This is a genomic window from Caldicellulosiruptor diazotrophicus (assembly GCF_017347585.1).
Lineage (GTDB): Bacteria > Bacillota > Thermoanaerobacteria > Caldicellulosiruptorales > Caldicellulosiruptoraceae > Caldicellulosiruptor > Caldicellulosiruptor diazotrophicus.
In genome coordinates this window covers 1,422,071-1,439,438 of record NZ_AP024480.1, presented here as the reverse complement: position 1 = coordinate 1,439,438, position 17,368 = coordinate 1,422,071, and the positions used below count along the sequence as shown (strand labels likewise).

Below are 17,368 nucleotides of genomic sequence, written 5' to 3'. Positions count from 1 at the left end.
AATGGAAAGATTACTGGATAATAAATTTTCTGTTGAGGATGTTCATGAGGAGTCACTACGACCAAAGATGCTTGAAGAGTATATTGGTCAGAAAAAGGTGAAAGAAAAAATAAAAATCTTTATTGAAGCTGCTAAAAAAAGAAAAGAACCTCTTGACCATGTACTCTTATATGGTCCGCCTGGTCTTGGGAAAACCACCTTGGCAAACATCATTGCTAATGAAATGGGAGTTGATATAAAAGTAACATCTGGTCCTGCAATAGAAAGAGCAGGCGACCTTGTTGCCATTCTTACAAATATTGGTGAAAATAATATTTTATTTATTGATGAAATTCATAGACTAAACAGGACAATCGAAGAGGTTTTATATCCTGCAATGGAAGACAAAAAGGTTGATATTGTGATTGGCAAAGGTCCGTCCGCAAAAACTATAAGATTGACTTTGCCACCTTTTACACTCATTGGAGCAACCACAAGGGCAGGTCTTTTATCATCACCGCTGAGAGACAGGTTTGGAATAATAGAGAGGCTTGACTACTACACAGTTGAAGAGCTAAGCCAGATTGTTATGAGGTCTGCCAGCATTTTAAAGTGCGATATAGAAAAAGAAGCATGCATAGAGATTGCAAAGCGCTCAAGAGGAACTCCAAGGGTTGCAAACAGGCTACTTAGAAGACTTAGAGATTATGCTATGGTAAAGCACACAGGAAGTATAACATATGAGGTTGCAAAAAGTGGTCTTGAGATGTTTGAGGTGGACGAATATGGACTTGACCTTGTTGACAGAAACATTTTAGAAGCGATAGTTTACAAGTTTGGTGGAGGACCTGTTGGACTTTCTACAATTGCAGCTGCTATTGGCGAAGATGAAGGAACAATTGAAGATATCTATGAACCTTATTTGATTCAGGAAGGTTTTTTGGTAAAGACTGCGCGAGGAAGAGTTGCAACTCAAAAAGCTATAAGTCATATAGCAAAGATAAAGTTTAAGCTTAATGAGAGCGGTGATAAAAGATGAGGTTACTTATGCACACATGCTGTGGTCCTTGCAGTGTGTATCCTTTGGAAAAGCTAAGTGAAGAAGGGCATGAAGTTTTTGGGCTTTTTTTCAATCCCAACATTCATCCTTATACAGAATTTAAAAACAGATTGGATTCTGCAAAACTTTTTTATGAAATGAAAGGTAAAAAACTTATTGTGATAGATGAATATCCCTTGGAAGAGTTTTTGCGAAACTGTGCTTTTAGAGAATATGCAAGGTGTATTTATTGTTATTCTGTAAGATTGGAAAGAACTGCCTTGGTTGCGAAAAAAAGTGGGTTTGATGCCTTTACAACCTCTCTTTTGGTAAGTCCTTATCAGAAGCATGAACTTATAAGAGAACTTGGAGAAGCAATTTCTAAAAAATACGAGATTGAATTTTATTATAGAGATTTCAGGGAAGGATTTAGAGAAGGAAGGCAAAAAGCAAAAGAGTTAGGACTTTATATGCAAAAGTATTGCGGCTGCATTTACAGTGAAAAAGAGAGGTTTTACAAGGAAACAAAATAATAAAGACACAAAGGGTTTTGAGGAAAATTTGCTATTGTAATGGGCAATATTCAATGCTATAATATTGAATGTTGTTTTATGAGCGCTCGCAAAGGGTAAATTGCTCCCGTAGCGGCGTGCATGTGGATTTGAAAAATTTCTTAAAAGCAGGAGGTATGAAGAAGAGGATGTATGCAATAATTGAAACAGGTGGAAAGCAATATAAGGTGCAGGAAGGCGATGTTTTAAAGGTTGAAAAATTAAAAGCTGATGTTGATTCTGTGGTAAAGATTGACAAGGTGTTGGCAATTTCGTCCGACGATGGGTTTGTTGTTGGAAAGCCGTACGTAGAGGGCGCATATGTTGAAGCGAAGGTTTTAGAACATGCAAAAGACAAAAAAGTCATAGTATTTACTTACAAATCAAAAACAGGTTATCACAGAAAGCTTGGACATCGCCAGTGGTATACAAAGATTCAGATAACAAAAATAGCAAAGTAAATTAAGCTGCCAAAGATGATTGAAGCTACTTTTTTAAAATCACAAAACAAAGGGTATTACAAAATAGTTGTAAAAGGGCACAGCCATTTTGCCCCAAAGGGTAAAGACATAGTTTGCAGTGCAGTCTCTTCAATAGTACTTGCAAATGTAAATGGCTGCATTGAGATATTGAAAGCTGAGCATTCGTTGGAACAAAAAGAAGGATATTTGGAATTTGAAGTGCTAAATAACAATGAAGAAGTAACAAAAGGCTGTTCGCTTCTTCTTCAAACAGCATATTTAGCTTTAAAAGAGATAGAGTCTCAATATCCAAAATATGTTAAAGTGGAGGTGAAAGAGGATGAAGCTAATGTTTGACATTCAGCTTTTTGCACACAAGAAAGCTGGTGGTTCAACAAGAAACGGAAGAGATAGCGAGTCAAAAAGACTTGGTGTTAAAAGGTCAGACGGTCAGTTTGTTTTGGCAGGAAACATCTTGGTAAGACAGAGAGGGACTAAATTCCACCCAGGCAAAAATGTTGGTCGTGGTGGAGATGACACACTTTTTGCTTTAGTAACAGGGTATGTAAAGTTTGAAAACAAGAGAGGAAGAAAAGTTGTGTCTGTTATTCCAGCTGAAGAGATGGTTGCTGTTCAATAAAAATCTATTATGGTTTAACGCTTTTCAAAAAGAGGCAAACTGACAAAAGAGGTTTGTCTCTTTTTTTGTATCTTTTAGTTGTTCTTAAAAGAGGTGAGATTTTCATGTTTGTGGATATAGCAAAAATTTATGTCAAAGCAGGGGATGGGGGAGACGGCATAGTTGCATTCAGACGCGAAAAGTATGTTCCTGCAGGAGGTCCTGCAGGTGGCGATGGCGGAAAAGGTGGAGATGTTATATTTGTTGCTGACAGGGAGCTGAACACCCTGCTTGATTTTAAATACAAAAGACATTACAAAGCACAAAACGGTGAGCGTGGCGGACCTAACAATATGCACGGCAAAGACGGTGAGGATTTGATAATAAAGGTTCCTGTTGGAACTGTAATAAAAGATGCTGAAACTGGTGAGATAATTGCTGACCTGTCGAGAGAAGGCGACAGAGCGATTGTTGCACATGGTGGTAGAGGTGGTAGGGGAAATGCTCATTTTGCAACATCAACCCGTCAGGTGCCAAGATTTGCTGAAGTGGGGGAAAAAGGTGATGAACTTTGGGTGATATTGGAGCTCAAAGTTTTAGCAGATGTTGGGCTCATCGGCTATCCCAATGTTGGAAAGTCAACCTTCTTGTCCGTTGCAACAAATGCAAGACCTGAGATAGCAAACTATCCATTTACAACAAAGTATCCAAACCTTGGGATTGTATATATTAGTGAGGGTGAAAGTTTTGTTCTTGCCGACATTCCGGGGCTTATTGAAGGTGCAAGCGAAGGAGCAGGTCTGGGGCATCAGTTTTTGCGACATGTTGAAAGAACAAAGGTCCTGATTCATATTGTTGATGTGTCTGGAAGTGAAGGAAGGGAGCCTGTTGAAGATTTTATAAAAATCAATGAGGAGCTTAAAAAATACAGTCCAGATCTTGCACAAAAGCCTCAAATTGTTGCTGCAAACAAGATGGACCTTCCTGATGCACAGGCGTATTTTGAACTTTTCAAAGAAGAGATTGAAAAGATGGGCTATGAAGTGTATCCCATCTCTGCTGCAACTGGCATGGGTGTAAGAGAGGTTTTAAAAAGGGCTTATGAACTTTTGAAGCAGCAAAAGGCAGCTGAAAATGAACAAGAGGATGCAAAGCCGCGGACGTTTGTGTACTATAAGAAAAAGGATGTAAAGCCGCTAACTATCAGAAAAGAAAATGGTATATATATTGTAGAAGGAACAGTTGTAGAAAAGGTTGCAAGAAACATAGTTTTAAATGACCATGACTCATTCAGGTATTTTCAAAATTTCTTAAACAAGCTTGGTGTCTTTGACAAGTTAAGAGAGATGGGAATCCAGGATGGCGACATTGTGAGGATACTTGATGTTGAGTTTGAATATTATGAATAAGTTTTAGATTTATCATAAAAATGGATATAGACAAAACAGCAAAAATGGGTTAAAATAATTGACAAGCAAAAAGAAATTCTTAAAAGGTTTGGAGGTTATCTTTTCTAAATGGAGTGCATCAATTGTGGGAACTGCAAGGTAGGTAATACCACATACTTTTGTTTTAAGGAAAACGGGTTTGTTGTGGATGTATCAAAACAAAAGGTGGTTGAGAAGGTAAGAAGCGGTTGGAAAAAGGGGGATCCAGAGTACGAGAAGCAGCGGCGCAGGTCTCGAAAAGAAGTAGAGGTCTAAAAATAAAAAAACGCCGGCAGAAAGGATTTTTACCTTTCTGCCGTTTTAGTTTATAAATAGCGAAAAATATGTAGTTTATCAAAAATTAAATTCAAAAAGAGGTGAAAGATATCTTGTTAACATCCAAACAAAGAGCAAAACTCAGGGGTATGGCAAATACAATGGATGCAATTATTCGAATTGGCAAGGAAGGGATTACAGAAGGGGTGCTCAAACAAATAGATGAAGCACTCACTGCAAGAGAGCTTATAAAAATTGCGCTTGAGAAGAACTGCGAGATAGAGCCGAAAGAAGCGATAGCTTATATATGCGAAAAACTAATTGCAGAGCCTGTACAGGTGATTGGCAGAAAAATTGTAATCTATAGAATGTCTGAAGAAAATCCAAGAATTCAGATTTAAAAAGTAGGGTATTGACCAATAGAATTATTAATGGTATAATCAAAACAACAAAATTGAATATCAGAAAATTACTTCTTATCAAGAGTGGCGGAGGGACTGGCCCAATGAAGCCCGGCAACCGGAAAAAGGTAGGGGTGCCCTTTTTCTTGGTGCCAATTCCAGCAGGTATTTTTTTAAATACCTGGCAGATAAGAAGTAAGAAGATTTTGAAAAAAGTCTTCTTGTAGCTTATCTGCAGGAAGACTATTTTTTTATCTTTTTTGAAAACCAGGATATTATAAAAATTAACGAAAGGGGAAAAGAGAAGATGGAAGAAAAAAAATACGGTTTTGATACTCTTCAACTTCATGCAGGGCAGTTTGTTGATAGAGAGACAAAATCAAGAGCTGTTCCAATTTACCAGACAACCTCTTACATCTTTGAAACACCTGAAGAGGCAGCAGACCTGTTTGCACTCAAAAAAGCGGGAAATATCTATACAAGAATAGGAAATCCGACAACAGATGTTTTAGAAAAAAGAATTGCAGCACTTGACGGTGGGGTTGGAGCTGTTGCAACATCTTCAGGGCAGGCTGCTATCACTTATGCGATTTTAAATATCGCAAGAAGCGGTGATGAGGTTGTTGCAGCATCCACTTTATACGGCGGAACATACACCCTTTTTGCTCACACTCTTAGAAAACTTGGAATTAGAGTGAAGTTTGTAAATCCTGACTATCCAGAAGAATTCGAAAAGGCAATCACAGATAAGACAAAGGCTATATTTGTAGAAACTCTTGGAAATCCTAATATAAACATACCTGATTTTGAGGCAATAGCTGAGATTGCTCACAAGCATGGGATTCCATTTATTGTTGACAACACGTTTGCAACCCCGTATCTATTTCGTCCTATTGAACATGGGGCAGACATTGTTGTGTATTCAATGACAAAGTTTTTGGGCGGGCATGGAACATCAATTGCAGGTATTGTTGTTGACTCTGGCAAGTTTGAGTGGAACGAAAAATTCCCAGATTTGATTCAGCCAGACCCAAGCTACCATGGACTTATTTACACAAAAGAGTTTGGAAATGCTGCATACATTGCAAAACTAAGACTTACGCTCTTGCGCGACATTGGTGCATGCCTTTCCCCATTTAACTCGTTTTTGATACTGCTTGGTGTTGAGACGCTCTCTTTGAGAATGCAGAAACATGTTGACAATGCAATGAAACTTGCCAAGTTTCTAAATGACCATCCAAAGGTTGAGTGGGTAAACTACCCAGCTTTAGAAGGTAACAAGTATTATGATCTTTACAAGAAATATCTTCCAAAAGGACCGGGTGCAATCTTCACATTTGGTCCAAAAGGTGGCTACGATGCTGCAAAGAAGATTATAAACAATGTAAAGCTCTTTTCACATCTTGCTAATGTTGGTGATGCAAAATCACTCATCATTCATCCTGCATCAACAACCCATCAGCAGCTAACAGAAGAAGAGCAAAGGCAAGCTGGAGTTTTGCCAGAGATGATTAGACTCTCTGTAGGTATTGAAGATATTGAAGATTTAATATATGATATTGAGAGTGCACTGAATAAAGTGTAAAATAGTTTTTAAACTGACATCTCAAGTAGCAATGAAAGATTGCTCCAAAAATCAAGATTTATTAAATAAAAGATGGGGCAATCTTTCATTTTAATTAATCTTTTTGGTGGGGGTAAAGAAAAGTTGGAAAAATTTGAGTTCTGGGAAGAGGGTTACAAAAAGTTTGTAAAATTTGCACACAACAAGGATTTTGTATTAGAAAGTGGCAAGAAATTTGGACCAATTACAGTTGCTTATGAGACATATGGAGAAATTAATAAGGAAAAAAACAACGTTATTTTGATAACTCATGCCTTGACAGGCGATTCACATGTTGCAAAGCATTCAGAAGATGACCCTAAGCCAGGATGGTGGGACAAGTTTGTTGGTCCCGGCAAGATGATTGACACAAATAAATATTTTGTAATATGTTCAAATGTGTTTGGGGGCTGTCAGGGGACAACAGGTCCTTCTTCTATTGACCCTGAGACAGGAAAACCTTACGGTGCAAGGTTTCCTATAATAACCATAAAAGACATGGTGAATGTTCAGAAAAAGCTTTTAGAAGCTCTAAAGATAGACCATATACTATGTGTTGTTGGCGGTTCCATGGGCGGAATGCAGGCTTTGGAGTGGGCTGTGAGCTACCCGGATTTTATGGACGGGGTTATAAACATTGCATCGCCACTTAAACTCAACGCGCAGTCAATTGCATTTAATGAAGTTATGAGAAGGGCTATTATGGCAGACCCAAACTGGCACGGTGGAGACTACTATGACAAGACAGGACCTTCTCAGGGACTTTCAATTGCCAGAATGCTTGGCATGATAACATACCAGTCTGATAAGCTCATGGATAAAAAGTTTAATCGACGAATGAAAGACCCTGTTGAGAGCTTTTTTGAGTCGTTTAACACCGAGTTTGAAGTAGAAAGTTATTTACACTATCAGGGTATGAAACTTGTTCAGAGGTTTGATGCAAACACGTATCTTTATCTCACACGCGCAATGGACCTTTATGATTTGGGAAGGACATATGGCAGTGAAGAAAAAGCTTTAAGACGAATAAAGGCAAAATTTATGCTAATTGCCATAACATCAGATATACTCTTTCCGCTATCTCGGATGAGATTTATGAGAGACAAGCTTTTAGAAGCTGGGGTTGACCTTGTTTACAAAGAGATTGAGTCTGATTATGGTCACGACTCTTTTTTGGTTGAAGAGGAGAAGTACAGGAATATTATATCTGAATTTTTAGAATTACTATATAACAAGGAGATGATAAGATGAGATTGAATATCTTGGGAGCAAGAGGACCTTATCCGGCAAAAGGTGAGCCTACATCGGGGTATCTTTTGAGGACAAAAGAGGCAAATATTCTACTTGAGTGTGGAAGTGGAGTTTTGACAAGGCTTTTGAACTTTATTTCTTTTGATGAGATTTCATTTATTATTTGCAGCCACCTTCATGCTGATCACACAAGTGATTTGGGAGTTTTGAGATACTATCTTGCATCAAGAGGCAAAGAAATAGACCTTTATATACCTTCTGAGCCAAAAGAGGAGTATGATCTGATAAGAAAAGGAGTGTACAGGGTTAAGGAAATTGAAAATAATATGGAAGCAAAAATAGGAAATCTTACAATCAACTTTTTAGAAGGTCAGCATCCTTACAAAAGCTTTGCTGTAAGAATTGAAGTAGATGACAAGGTTTTTGGATTCTCAGGTGATACAGGATTTAAAGAAGAATTGATAGAATTTTTCAAGGATGCAGATGTGCTTTTGTTAAACGCAGCATACACAGACAAGGAAGTGGAGAAAATTGAACCTGAAAAGAGATTTCATTTGAGTCCAAAGCAGGCAGCTGAAATTGCAAAAAAAGCAAATGCAAAGCTTCTTGTTTTGACCCATTTAAAGCCTGAATGCAGCGAAAAAGAACATCTTCTGTCTGCAAAAGAGGTTTTTGAAAATGTTGTTCTTGCAACTGATAATGACACAATAGAATTATAAATGAGAGGCCAAAAATCCAGCGAGCTTTGTAAAATGTTTGCCGATGCCCATAATGATACGGTGACCACCGCTTTTTCCAAAGGTGAGAATCTTTACAAAAATTCCTGCCAGTTTGACTTTGAGAGGGCAAAAAAAGTTAATTTAAGACTTCAATACATGGCAATATGGCAAGACACACGTCAAGAAGGCATTGATTTTTTGAAAAATGCCTTTTATTTTTTGGACAGAATAAATGAGTACGAAATAAACAACGTAGCTAAAAGCCAAAAAATCGAATATGTCATGATAAACGTTTTACTTTCAATTGAAGATATATCTTTTATAAATGACATATATGAGATAGAGCTTCTAAAACAAAGAGGGGTAAAAAGTGCAACACTTTCCTGGAATCACGAAAATAAACTTTGCGGTGGTGCATATTCAGATAAAGGCTTGACAAGTATCGGACAAAAAGTTTTAAAAAAGCTACTTGAAGAAAACTTTATCATAGACCTTGCACACGCATCAAAGAAGACTTTTTTGGATGTTATAAAGCATCTAAATAAACCTTTTATAGTAAGCCATTCTAACTGTTTTAGCTTATGCCCGCACCCACGAAACCTTACAGATGAGCAGATAAAAATTGTGAGAGATTTCGATGGCATAATAGGAATTAATTTTTATTCTCCATTTGTAAAATATAAAGGTAAAGCTAATTTGAATGATGTTGCCAAACACATAGCATATATTGCAGAATTAATTGGTGTGAAGTACATTTCGTTTGGGTCTGATTTTGACGGGGCAGATGATTTCCCGGAAGGCTTGAGAGGAGTTGAAGATTTGCCGAACATACAAGAAGAACTCAAAAAATGGGGATTTTCTGAAAAAGAGATTATGGACATTTGCTATTTTAATCTTTCAAGGTTTACTGAAAGATTTTTAAAATGAAATTTTTATAGTAGCTTCTTGCGTTTTTAGTTGAAAAATTCTTAGTTTTCTGTACCAGTACTATTGAAAAATGCATATAAATATGATATAGTATTGCAAAAATGATTTGAAGGAGAGAATCAATAAAAAATGAAATATTCTCAAAGAGCACTTAATATTTCAGCATCACCGACACTTGCCATCGATAGCCTTGCAAAAAAATTAAAAGAAGCTGGTGAAAACGTAATCGGATTTGGTGCGGGTGAGCCTGATTTTGATACTCCAGATAATATTAAATATGCTGCAGTTTCAGCTATTGTAAAAGGGTATACAAAATACACGCCAGTTGCGGGGATTAGCTGTTTAAAAGAAGCTGTTGCAAAGTATTACAGAGAGAATTATGCAGTAGATTATTCTCCAGATGAAGTGGTTGTTTCAAATGGTGCAAAGCATTCGCTTATGAACGTGTTTTTTGCACTTTTAAACGATGGTGATGAGGTACTTTTACCATCTCCATATTGGGTTACATATCCAGAACTTATAAAACTTGCAGGTGGGAAGGTAGTAGTTGTCCCAACAACAAAAGAAAAGAATTACAAAATAACAGTATCTGACATTGAAAGGTATGCGACGTCAAAAACAAAAGCGCTTGTGCTGAATTCACCTTCAAATCCCACCGGTATGGTCTATACATATGAGGAGCTTAAACAAATTGTTGAGTTTTGTATTGAAAGAGAAATATTTATTGTCTCTGATGAAATATATGACAAGTTGATTTATGATGGCAAAAAGCACATATCGGCGGCATCGATAAATGAAAAGGCAAAAGAGTTTGTAATTGTTGTAAACGGTGTTTCAAAATCGTATGCGATGACAGGATGGAGAATTGGTTATACCCTTTCAAACAAGGAACTTGCAAAGATTATGTCAAACCTTCAAAGCCACACAACCTCAAACCCAAATTCAATTGCCCAGTATGCTGCGTATGAAGCACTGGTAGGTCCGCAGGATAGCGTAAAAAAGATGATATGCGAATTTGAAAAGAGAAGAGACTTAATTTATAGCCTTGTAAATGATACCAAGTTTTTATCTGCACTGAAGCCCGAAGGTGCATTTTATATCTGGGTTGACGTATCTGCTACTGTTGGAAAGAGTTTTGAAGGCAAATTAATAGACTCGGCAAATACATTTGCAAAAATTCTTTTGGAAGTAGAAAAGGTAGCTGTAGTTCCAAGTGAAGGATTTGGAATGGAAAATCATATAAGACTTTCATATGCAACATCCGAGAAGAATATAAGAGAAGGGCTTGAAAGAATCAAGAGGTTTGTTGAAAAGCTAAGTTAGTAGTATAATATATGGTATCAAATGCTAAAGAATTGAGAAGTAATGGGGATGTGAAGTAAGGTGAACGATATTTATGAGACACCACTAAATTCAAGATATGCAAGCGATGAGATGAAGAGACTTTTTTCAAATGATACACGTTTTAAGCTTTGGCGCAAGCTCTGGATTGCACTGGCAGAGGCACAAAAAGAGCTTGGCCTTGATATTACAGATGAGCAGATTGAAGAAATGAAAAGATATGCAGAGGATATAAACTATGAAGTAGCAAGGCAAAAGGAAAAAGAACTCAGGCACGATGTGATGGCGCATATCCATGCGTTTGGCGAGCAGGCCAAAAAAGCAAGACCAATAATTCATCTTGGTGCAACAAGCTGTTTTGTTACAGACAACGCAGATATTATCATTATGTATGAAGCGTTAAAACTTATCAGAAAAAAACTTGTAAACTGCATAAAGGTTTTGTCCGACTTTGCTCTAAAGTATAAAGATATGCCCACGCTCGGATTTACGCATTTTCAGCCTGCACAGCTGACAACTGTGGGCAAAAGAGCTATGCTTTGGGTTCAGGATTTGGTGATGGATTTAGAGTTTCTGGAGTATGTTATGGAGCATACTTATCTGAGAGGAGTCAAAGGAACAACTGGTACTCAAGCAAGTTTTATGGCACTTTTTGATGGCGATGAAGAAAAGGTAAAAATGCTTGACAAGCTTGTATGCAAAAAGATGGGGTTTGAAAAGAGTTTTCCGTTGACATCACAAACATATCCACGAAAATATGATTTTCTGGTCTTATCAGTTTTAGCTTCAATTGCACAAAGCAGTTACAAGTTTGCAAATGATATAAGACTTTTGCAACACTTAAAGGAAATTGAAGAGCCGTTTGAGAAAACTCAAGTTGGTTCATCTGCAATGGCTTATAAGCGAAATCCTATGAGAAGTGAAAGAATCTGCGCGCTGGCAAGATATGTCATGGTGAATATTCAAAATCCGCTGTTTACAGCATCTGTTCAGTGGCTTGAAAGAACATTGGATGATTCCGCAAACAGAAGAATATCAATTCCAGAGGCGTTTTTGGCAACAGATAGTATTTTAAACCTTTATCACAACGTTGCAAGTGGGCTTGTTGTGTATGAAAAGATGATAGAAAGGCATATACAGCAAGAACTTCCATTTATGGCAACTGAGAATATATTGATGGAAGCTGTAAAGCGTGGCGGTGACAGACAAGATTTGCATGAGAAAATAAGAAAGTATTCCATGGAAGCTGGAAGAAATGTCAAAGAGTTTGGGAAAGAAAATAATCTTATAGAGCTTATTTCAAATGATCCAAGTTTTAAACTTTCAAAAGAGGAAATTCAGGCTATTTTGGACCCCAAAAAATTTGTGGGTAGGGCTCCTTCACAGGTGCAAGAGTATTATGATGAATATGTCAAACCAATACTTGAAAAGTATAAAGGAGATCTTAATTTTGAGTCGCAGGTTAATATATAAATTAGGGACTTTTACCTTTAAAGGTAAAAGTCCCTAATTTTCTGTATTTCTATATTTTAAATATTTCAACTTTTTTAGCCATTTGCTGCGCTAAGTTTTCTAAATTTTTCATTGTAGATGCAATTGTCTGAGCTGTTGCAGTTTGTTCTTCTGTTGATGCAGCAGTTTGCTGGGTTGCAGCAGCAGTTTCTTGAGCTATACTTGCTATATTAGCAATTTCCTGAGATATTATGGAGATGCTACTGCTTGCTATTTCTGCGCTTTTTGTCACATTATTTATCATTTCAATTAGATCTTTTGAAAACTGCAGAATTTGTAAATAAACCTCTTTGGTCTGTTTTGTTATGTTATCTTGAGTTTCTAAAGACTTGTTAAATACTTCAAACTGGTTCGAAATTGTTTGAATATTTTGGTAAATATCTTTTAAGAGTATTCCTATTTGTTTTGCTGAGGTTGATGTCTGTTCGGAAAGTTTTCTTATCTCATTTGCAACTACCATGAAGCCTTTACCTGCTTCACCAGCTCTTGATGCTTCAATTGATGCATTCAAAGCAAGAAGGTTTATCTCTTTTGAGAGATTTGTAATGAAAGAGGTTATCTTGACAATTTCATTGCTCATCTCAGAAAACCTTGTCATAATATTTTGCACATCTTGCCATATTTCTTTTACTCTGTTCATGTTTTGTTCTTGAGATAAGATTAATTCCTGCCCATCGTTGATTGTCTGATGTACAGCTTGGACTGAAAAGTAAGCTTCTTTCATTTTTTCATAAATGCTTTGTACAGAATTTGAGAGGGAAGATAGTTTCTCACTTGATTTTTCAATTGAGCTTGCCTGTTCAGAGCTTCCCTTTGCGACATCCGAAATTGCAAGTGCTATTTGTTCTGACACATTTGCAATCTCACTTGAGGCAGATGTAAGCTCCTTTGCAGCATCTAAAACTGAACTTGCAACATCTTTTATTTGTTTTATCATATCCTTAAGATTTTTACTCATCGTAATGAAAGCATCCATGACCTTTCCAATTTCATCTGAACTAATAGTTTTAAGTTCGTCTGTCTTAGACAGGTCAAAATGCGAAAGCTGATCTGCCATCTTTTCAACCTGAGAAAGTCTTCGGCCAAGTGATAATGTTATTGAGAAGATGAGAAATATAGCTATCAGAAGTATTAAACCTGCAATTGATCTAATAGTCATTTTAATTTTGTTTTGATATTCAACCAAGTCATCTATGTAAATACCTGTACCTACTACCCAGCCCCATGGTTTGAACAATACTACATATGACATTTTCGGATAGAGCTTTTTTGTATTGGGTTTTTCCCATTGATACTTTACAAATCCTTCTCCTTTTTTCTTAACTATATCAACCATTGCAACAAAAAGTTTGAATCCTGTTGGATCTTTGTAATTGTCTAAATCTTGTCCTTCTAATTCTTTCTTAAAAGGATGCATAACCATTTTTGGTTGCAAGTCATTTATCCATAAATAGTCTGTAGCGTTGTACCTTAAATTTCTAATTATCTCTTTAGCAGTATTCTGAGCTTGCTGCTGTGATTTCTTACCTGATTGTTGTAACTTATACTCATTTTCACAAATAGAAACTGCTACTTGAACTACATTTTTTAGTTTATTTTTTATCTGACTTTCAATGGTTGTCATAACAGAGGGGATGATATAAGCTTCTAAGGTAACGATAAAAGCTAAAAAAATGAAAGAAAAGAGAAAAACAAGCTTTGTTCTTATTTTAACATTTTTAAACAATATCAATACCTCCTCTTTAAGTTTACTCAGAATCCTTTGTGTTTTTAATATATTTTTACCCAATATTAGACAGGCAAAACACAACCCTATTACTTGTTTAAAAGTCCACTTATATCATTGTAAAGTTCTCGCAATATTTCCTGATAATCTCTCTTTCCCTCTTCTACAATGTCCATAAGCTTTTCAAGCTCGCGTGTAGTTTGTTCATTTACGTATTCACCATATTTTTGGGAAAGATAATAATATACCTTCTTACCAAGCGATGTTGACCTTATTCTTCTAAAACTATCTTCAAAAATATATCCTCTTTTGAAAAGTGTCTCTACCATCTTTGCATATGTTGAAGGTCTTCCTATGTTTTTCTGTTTCATTTCCTCAATAAGGCTTGCTTGAGTATAAAGTTGAATAGTATGTTTTTTGTAACTTCGCTTGTCAGTTACGTTGTAGTACTTATTATCAAACAAAGGATAAATCTGCATAGGGGAAAGTTCCAGCCAACCTTCTTCTTCTACTTTCACAAAGATATCTTTAACCATTTCGATGTCATTGATTTTAAAATATACTTTTTGAACTAAAACCTTAGGATTTCTCATTTGGCTACTCATAAACCTGTTGAAAATAAACTGATAAACTTTTATGTGATTTTGTGATATACCCTGTGCATATTTTTCAAAAGCAAGTTCTTTCAATTCCTCAGGTGATATTGGTTTTACAGGTCGTATTGCTTCATGAGCACCCTCATCTCCAAAACTTCTTGGTGAGAACAGCTCTTTTTTACCAATCTTTTCTAAAAATATTCTTGCAATGTTCTGACCTGTTATTGAAATCCTTGTTGAGTCTGTTCTGTGATAGGTGATAAAACCATGCTCAAACAAAAACTGTAAAATTTCCATTATTTGCTGAACACCTAAATTCAATTTCTGTGAAGCTAATGATAGTAAGGATGAAGTTGTAAAAGGAGCTGGTGCAGGTATTTCTTCAATTTTCTGTTCAACAACTTCTGCTTTTACTCTGTGGCACTCTTCTTCACCTTCAATTTCAAGACTATATCCATTTTCAAGTTTTAAAAGAGTAAATGTTCTTTCACTTTTTGCATATTCTTTTTCTCTTTCAACAATCCAACCAAGGATAGTTGATTGCACTCGACCAGCAGAGAGGTTATAATTCTGGAAATTCTCTTGCAGCTTTGAAGAAAGCTCAAATCCTACCCATCTATCTTCTATTCTTCGCACAATTTGAGATTTTACAAGATTTGTATTAAACTGTCGTGGGTTTCTCAAGGCACTGTCAAGTCCATAGCGCGTAATTTCATGCATTTCAATTCTTTTGATGTTACTATTTGCAGGCTTTAAATACTGTGAAATGTCCCATGATATCTTTTCTCCTTCAACATCAGGGTCTGTTGCAATCAATACTTCGTCAACCTCAAGTGCAAGTTCACGCAAAGTCTTTAAGATTTCTTTTTTATCATCGATTGTATTAGATGCGCATTTGGGACAGCTTTCAAGCTCATCTGTGAATTGTGTATTGCATTTCATACAGCGTTTAATAGAGTTGTAATAGGGAATAAATTTTCCATCATGATATTCAACACCATGTAATCCTTTTTTTGTCTCAAGATCATACACATGCCCTTTTGATGCACTGATAAGCAAAATTCCTTCCGGTGTTATTGACTCATATACAGAAAGCTTACCGTACCTTCTTGTTGATGCCTTTTCCAAAAACTTGGATATTGTGTCAGCTTTTGTTGGTGATTCAACTATCATAAGTCTTGATTTTATATCGATTATATTAGAATCCTCATTTCGACTTTTTCTGCTTTCTTCCACCTCGACTATTAGACTTTCAAGCTCTACATCATTTTCCTCAATCCATTCTTCATCGAGCAAAAACATAAGCCGCGATTTTAAACTTTCAAAAACTGTGTCATCTTCCTCAAAGAGGATTGAAATTCCTTTTGTCAGGCGCATCTCGAACATTCTTGACGTTCGGCCAGATCCTTGAATGTATGTTGGAACATCTGGAATAACAAGTTTACCATCATCAGTTATCTTTAAGTGTGAGAATAGTTCCTGTACAATTTTGTTGTAGGTTTCTTCTGAAATATACTTTAAAACAAGCTGTCTTAACTTTTCTGTTTGCAAGTTTTCAACATTCTTAAAATACTCTTTTAATTTAGGATGTTCTTCAAGATACTCAACAAAAACCCTTTCAAGTACAAATCGAGGAGCTTTGTCGATGTCAACCGAAAATCTGAAGCTTGGAGTTCCCCAGAAAATACAGTATTTTATACGATCAGGAAGATCAATTCCTCTAATGAGTTTTCCATAATAAGATGAAACCCCGCAAATAACATTTAGTTTTCTTTCTTTGAAAAGTTCAAATTCCTCTTCAAAATTGATCCATGTAGTTCCAATCTTAATACCATTTTCGGCGAGAAATTTAACAATTTCTTTTCCTTCTTCTTCGGTGTTGACAAACAGAAGTATACCGTCTTTTAAGATATTGATTATTTCGAGTAATTTTTCTTTTGACCTCTTTCTAATTCTTATATTAGTGATATTTCTTATATTGAACGTAAATCTTCCAATTTCAAAACCCAGAAGTTCTCTGAAAAGAAGTGGCTTTAATCCTTGCGGCTTTGCTGTTGCAGAGGATACTATAAGCATTCCCTTATTTTTAGAACCATTTGAAACTGTATCTTGCCCATTTTCTTTATTTTTGCTTCTCAATCTTTCGAACGCTTTTTCAATCTCATCTTCTGAAAAGCCTATCATCTGGAGTAATGTATCGATATTCTTTGAAGACTTCAAAATAGCGTCAACATCGTCCACAAATACAAGGTCAAAAAACATTTTAGATAGAACATCTTTTCTTTTTGAAACAAACTGAGTGGTGATTATAAGTATATCAAAGTCGCAAGATAAAAACCTTTTTTCAAACTCTTCTTTTCTACTTTTTGTCATCGAAGAGTTAAATAATAAGATTTTCACTGTGTTTGCGTTTTCTATTTTTGCTTTAAACTCTTCAAGTCTTTCAAAAGACTGCTGAGCAAGCGAGACGGTAGGAAATACAAGAGCTGACTTTTTGCCATTTAGCGCTAAAAAGAGGCTTGCTACAAGTCCAAAAGTGGTTTTACCAACTCCTGTTGGGGCAACAAGCGTGAAGCTTTTTGAAAGCAAAAAACGTCGTGCCCATGTTCTTTGGTATCCTGTCAATGGTTTTTGAAAAATATGCTCAAAAAACTTTCCGAACGTATCAAAGTTTTGCTGAAAGTTCCAGTATATTTGGTAGTCTTTCAATGTTCCCTTCTTTTTTAAAGATTCAAATATATTTCTACTTATCTGTTCTTGGCTGAGACACTGTTCGCATGGGAGTCCTTTTTCATTTCTTGTATCTGTATTTATCCCGCCACAATTTATGCAAGAGTGATAGTATTTTGCTCCTGTTGCCAATCAGCATTCCTCCTGCTATTTGAGTTTTAAACACCTCTATTTTTCAATAATACTAAGTGGAAAACCAAAATTCAATAC

The 17,368-nt window shown here is 36.1% G+C and carries 16 protein-coding genes and 1 riboswitch; of the genes, 14 read left to right on the top strand and 2 right to left on the bottom strand.

What is annotated here, in order from left to right; translation table 11 throughout:
• Window position 1 precedes the first annotated feature (1 nt).
• The 14 genes from ruvB to purB all read left to right on the top strand — a co-directional run bounded on the left by ruvB (window position 2) and on the right by purB (window position 12,067).
• Complete coding sequence (gene ruvB / locus CaldiYA01_RS06955; protein WP_207178193.1) at window positions 2-1,018, top strand: Holliday junction branch migration DNA helicase RuvB; 1,017 nt, start codon at window positions 2-4, stop codon at window positions 1,016-1,018.
• On the top strand, window positions 1,015-1,551 hold the full coding sequence (locus tag CaldiYA01_RS06950) for an epoxyqueuosine reductase QueH (RefSeq protein WP_207178191.1): 537 nt from the start codon (window positions 1,015-1,017) through the stop codon (window positions 1,549-1,551). Before ruvB ends, CaldiYA01_RS06950 begins: the two co-directional genes overlap by 4 nt.
• Window positions 1,552-1,718: 167 nt before the next feature.
• Complete coding sequence (gene rplU / locus CaldiYA01_RS06945) at window positions 1,719-2,030, top strand: 50S ribosomal protein L21 (RefSeq protein ID WP_207182762.1); 312 nt, start codon at window positions 1,719-1,721, stop codon at window positions 2,028-2,030.
• Between the two features lie 15 nt (window positions 2,031-2,045).
• Window positions 2,046-2,387, top strand: a complete 342-nt coding sequence (locus tag CaldiYA01_RS06940; protein WP_207178189.1) for a ribosomal-processing cysteine protease Prp — start codon at window positions 2,046-2,048, stop codon at window positions 2,385-2,387.
• Complete coding sequence (rpmA, locus tag CaldiYA01_RS06935) at window positions 2,371-2,670, top strand: 50S ribosomal protein L27 (RefSeq protein ID WP_207178187.1); 300 nt, start codon at window positions 2,371-2,373, stop codon at window positions 2,668-2,670. Before CaldiYA01_RS06940 ends, rpmA begins: the two co-directional genes overlap by 17 nt.
• A gap of 104 nt (window positions 2,671-2,774) precedes the next feature.
• Complete coding sequence (obgE, locus tag CaldiYA01_RS06930) at window positions 2,775-4,058, top strand: GTPase ObgE (RefSeq protein ID WP_207182761.1); 1,284 nt, start codon at window positions 2,775-2,777, stop codon at window positions 4,056-4,058.
• A gap of 108 nt (window positions 4,059-4,166) precedes the next feature.
• Window positions 4,167-4,352 (top strand): hypothetical protein, encoded by a 186-nt coding sequence (locus CaldiYA01_RS06925; RefSeq protein ID WP_011917100.1) that lies wholly within the window; start codon window positions 4,167-4,169, stop codon window positions 4,350-4,352.
• A gap of 113 nt (window positions 4,353-4,465) precedes the next feature.
• Complete coding sequence (locus CaldiYA01_RS06920) at window positions 4,466-4,753, top strand: YhbY family RNA-binding protein (protein WP_207178185.1); 288 nt, start codon at window positions 4,466-4,468, stop codon at window positions 4,751-4,753.
• A gap of 72 nt (window positions 4,754-4,825) precedes the next feature.
• A riboswitch (SAM riboswitch) is annotated at window positions 4,826-4,948 on the top strand.
• Between the two features lie 112 nt (window positions 4,949-5,060).
• Complete coding sequence (locus CaldiYA01_RS06915; protein ID WP_207178183.1) at window positions 5,061-6,338, top strand: O-acetylhomoserine aminocarboxypropyltransferase/cysteine synthase family protein; 1,278 nt, start codon at window positions 5,061-5,063, stop codon at window positions 6,336-6,338.
• A gap of 123 nt (window positions 6,339-6,461) precedes the next feature.
• Complete coding sequence (gene metX / locus CaldiYA01_RS06910) at window positions 6,462-7,607, top strand: homoserine O-acetyltransferase MetX (protein WP_207178181.1); 1,146 nt, start codon at window positions 6,462-6,464, stop codon at window positions 7,605-7,607.
• Window positions 7,604-8,326, top strand: coding sequence for an MBL fold metallo-hydrolase (locus CaldiYA01_RS06905; protein WP_207178179.1), 723 nt, complete (start codon window positions 7,604-7,606; stop codon window positions 8,324-8,326). The genes metX and CaldiYA01_RS06905 overlap by 4 nt, the downstream gene beginning before the upstream one ends.
• Before the next feature lie 33 nt (window positions 8,327-8,359).
• Window positions 8,360-9,253, top strand: a complete 894-nt coding sequence (locus CaldiYA01_RS06900) for a dipeptidase (protein ID WP_207178177.1) — start codon at window positions 8,360-8,362, stop codon at window positions 9,251-9,253.
• A gap of 129 nt (window positions 9,254-9,382) precedes the next feature.
• Entirely contained in the window at window positions 9,383-10,576 is a 1,194-nt protein-coding gene (locus tag CaldiYA01_RS06895) for a pyridoxal phosphate-dependent aminotransferase (protein ID WP_207178175.1), read from the top strand.
• 60 nt (window positions 10,577-10,636) lie between these two features.
• Window positions 10,637-12,067 (top strand): adenylosuccinate lyase, encoded by a 1,431-nt coding sequence (gene purB / locus CaldiYA01_RS06890; RefSeq protein WP_207178173.1) that lies wholly within the window; start codon window positions 10,637-10,639, stop codon window positions 12,065-12,067.
• Window positions 12,068-12,116: 49 nt separating this feature from the next.
• On the opposite strand, the gene CaldiYA01_RS06885 is transcribed toward purB, so the two are convergent.
• Both CaldiYA01_RS06885 and rgy read right to left on the bottom strand, forming a co-directional pair.
• Complete coding sequence (locus CaldiYA01_RS06885) at window positions 12,117-13,832, bottom strand: methyl-accepting chemotaxis protein (protein WP_207178171.1); 1,716 nt, start codon at window positions 13,830-13,832, stop codon at window positions 12,117-12,119.
• Window positions 13,833-13,921: 89 nt separating this feature from the next.
• Window positions 13,922-17,290 carry a reverse gyrase gene (gene rgy, locus CaldiYA01_RS06880; RefSeq protein ID WP_207178169.1) on the bottom strand — a complete coding sequence of 1,123 codons (3,369 nt, stop codon included), beginning with the start codon at window positions 17,288-17,290 and terminating at the stop codon, window positions 13,922-13,924.
• Window positions 17,291-17,368 lie beyond the last annotated feature (78 nt).

Coding starts and splice junctions, on each gene's coding strand:
- ruvB (WP_207178193.1), top strand. CDS start 2: ATGGAAAGATTACTGGATAATAAATTTTCTGTTGAGGATGTTCATGAG.
- CaldiYA01_RS06950 (WP_207178191.1), top strand. CDS start 1,015: ATGAGGTTACTTATGCACACATGCTGTGGTCCTTGCAGTGTGTATCCT.
- rplU (WP_207182762.1), top strand. CDS start 1,719: ATGTATGCAATAATTGAAACAGGTGGAAAGCAATATAAGGTGCAGGAA.
- CaldiYA01_RS06940 (WP_207178189.1), top strand. CDS start 2,046: ATGATTGAAGCTACTTTTTTAAAATCACAAAACAAAGGGTATTACAAA.
- rpmA (WP_207178187.1), top strand. CDS start 2,371: ATGAAGCTAATGTTTGACATTCAGCTTTTTGCACACAAGAAAGCTGGT.
- obgE (WP_207182761.1), top strand. CDS start 2,775: ATGTTTGTGGATATAGCAAAAATTTATGTCAAAGCAGGGGATGGGGGA.
- CaldiYA01_RS06925 (WP_011917100.1), top strand. CDS start 4,167: ATGGAGTGCATCAATTGTGGGAACTGCAAGGTAGGTAATACCACATAC.
- CaldiYA01_RS06915 (WP_207178183.1), top strand. CDS start 5,061: ATGGAAGAAAAAAAATACGGTTTTGATACTCTTCAACTTCATGCAGGG.
- CaldiYA01_RS06905 (WP_207178179.1), top strand. CDS start 7,604: ATGAGATTGAATATCTTGGGAGCAAGAGGACCTTATCCGGCAAAAGGT.
- CaldiYA01_RS06900 (WP_207178177.1), top strand. CDS start 8,360: ATGTTTGCCGATGCCCATAATGATACGGTGACCACCGCTTTTTCCAAA.
- CaldiYA01_RS06895 (WP_207178175.1), top strand. CDS start 9,383: ATGAAATATTCTCAAAGAGCACTTAATATTTCAGCATCACCGACACTT.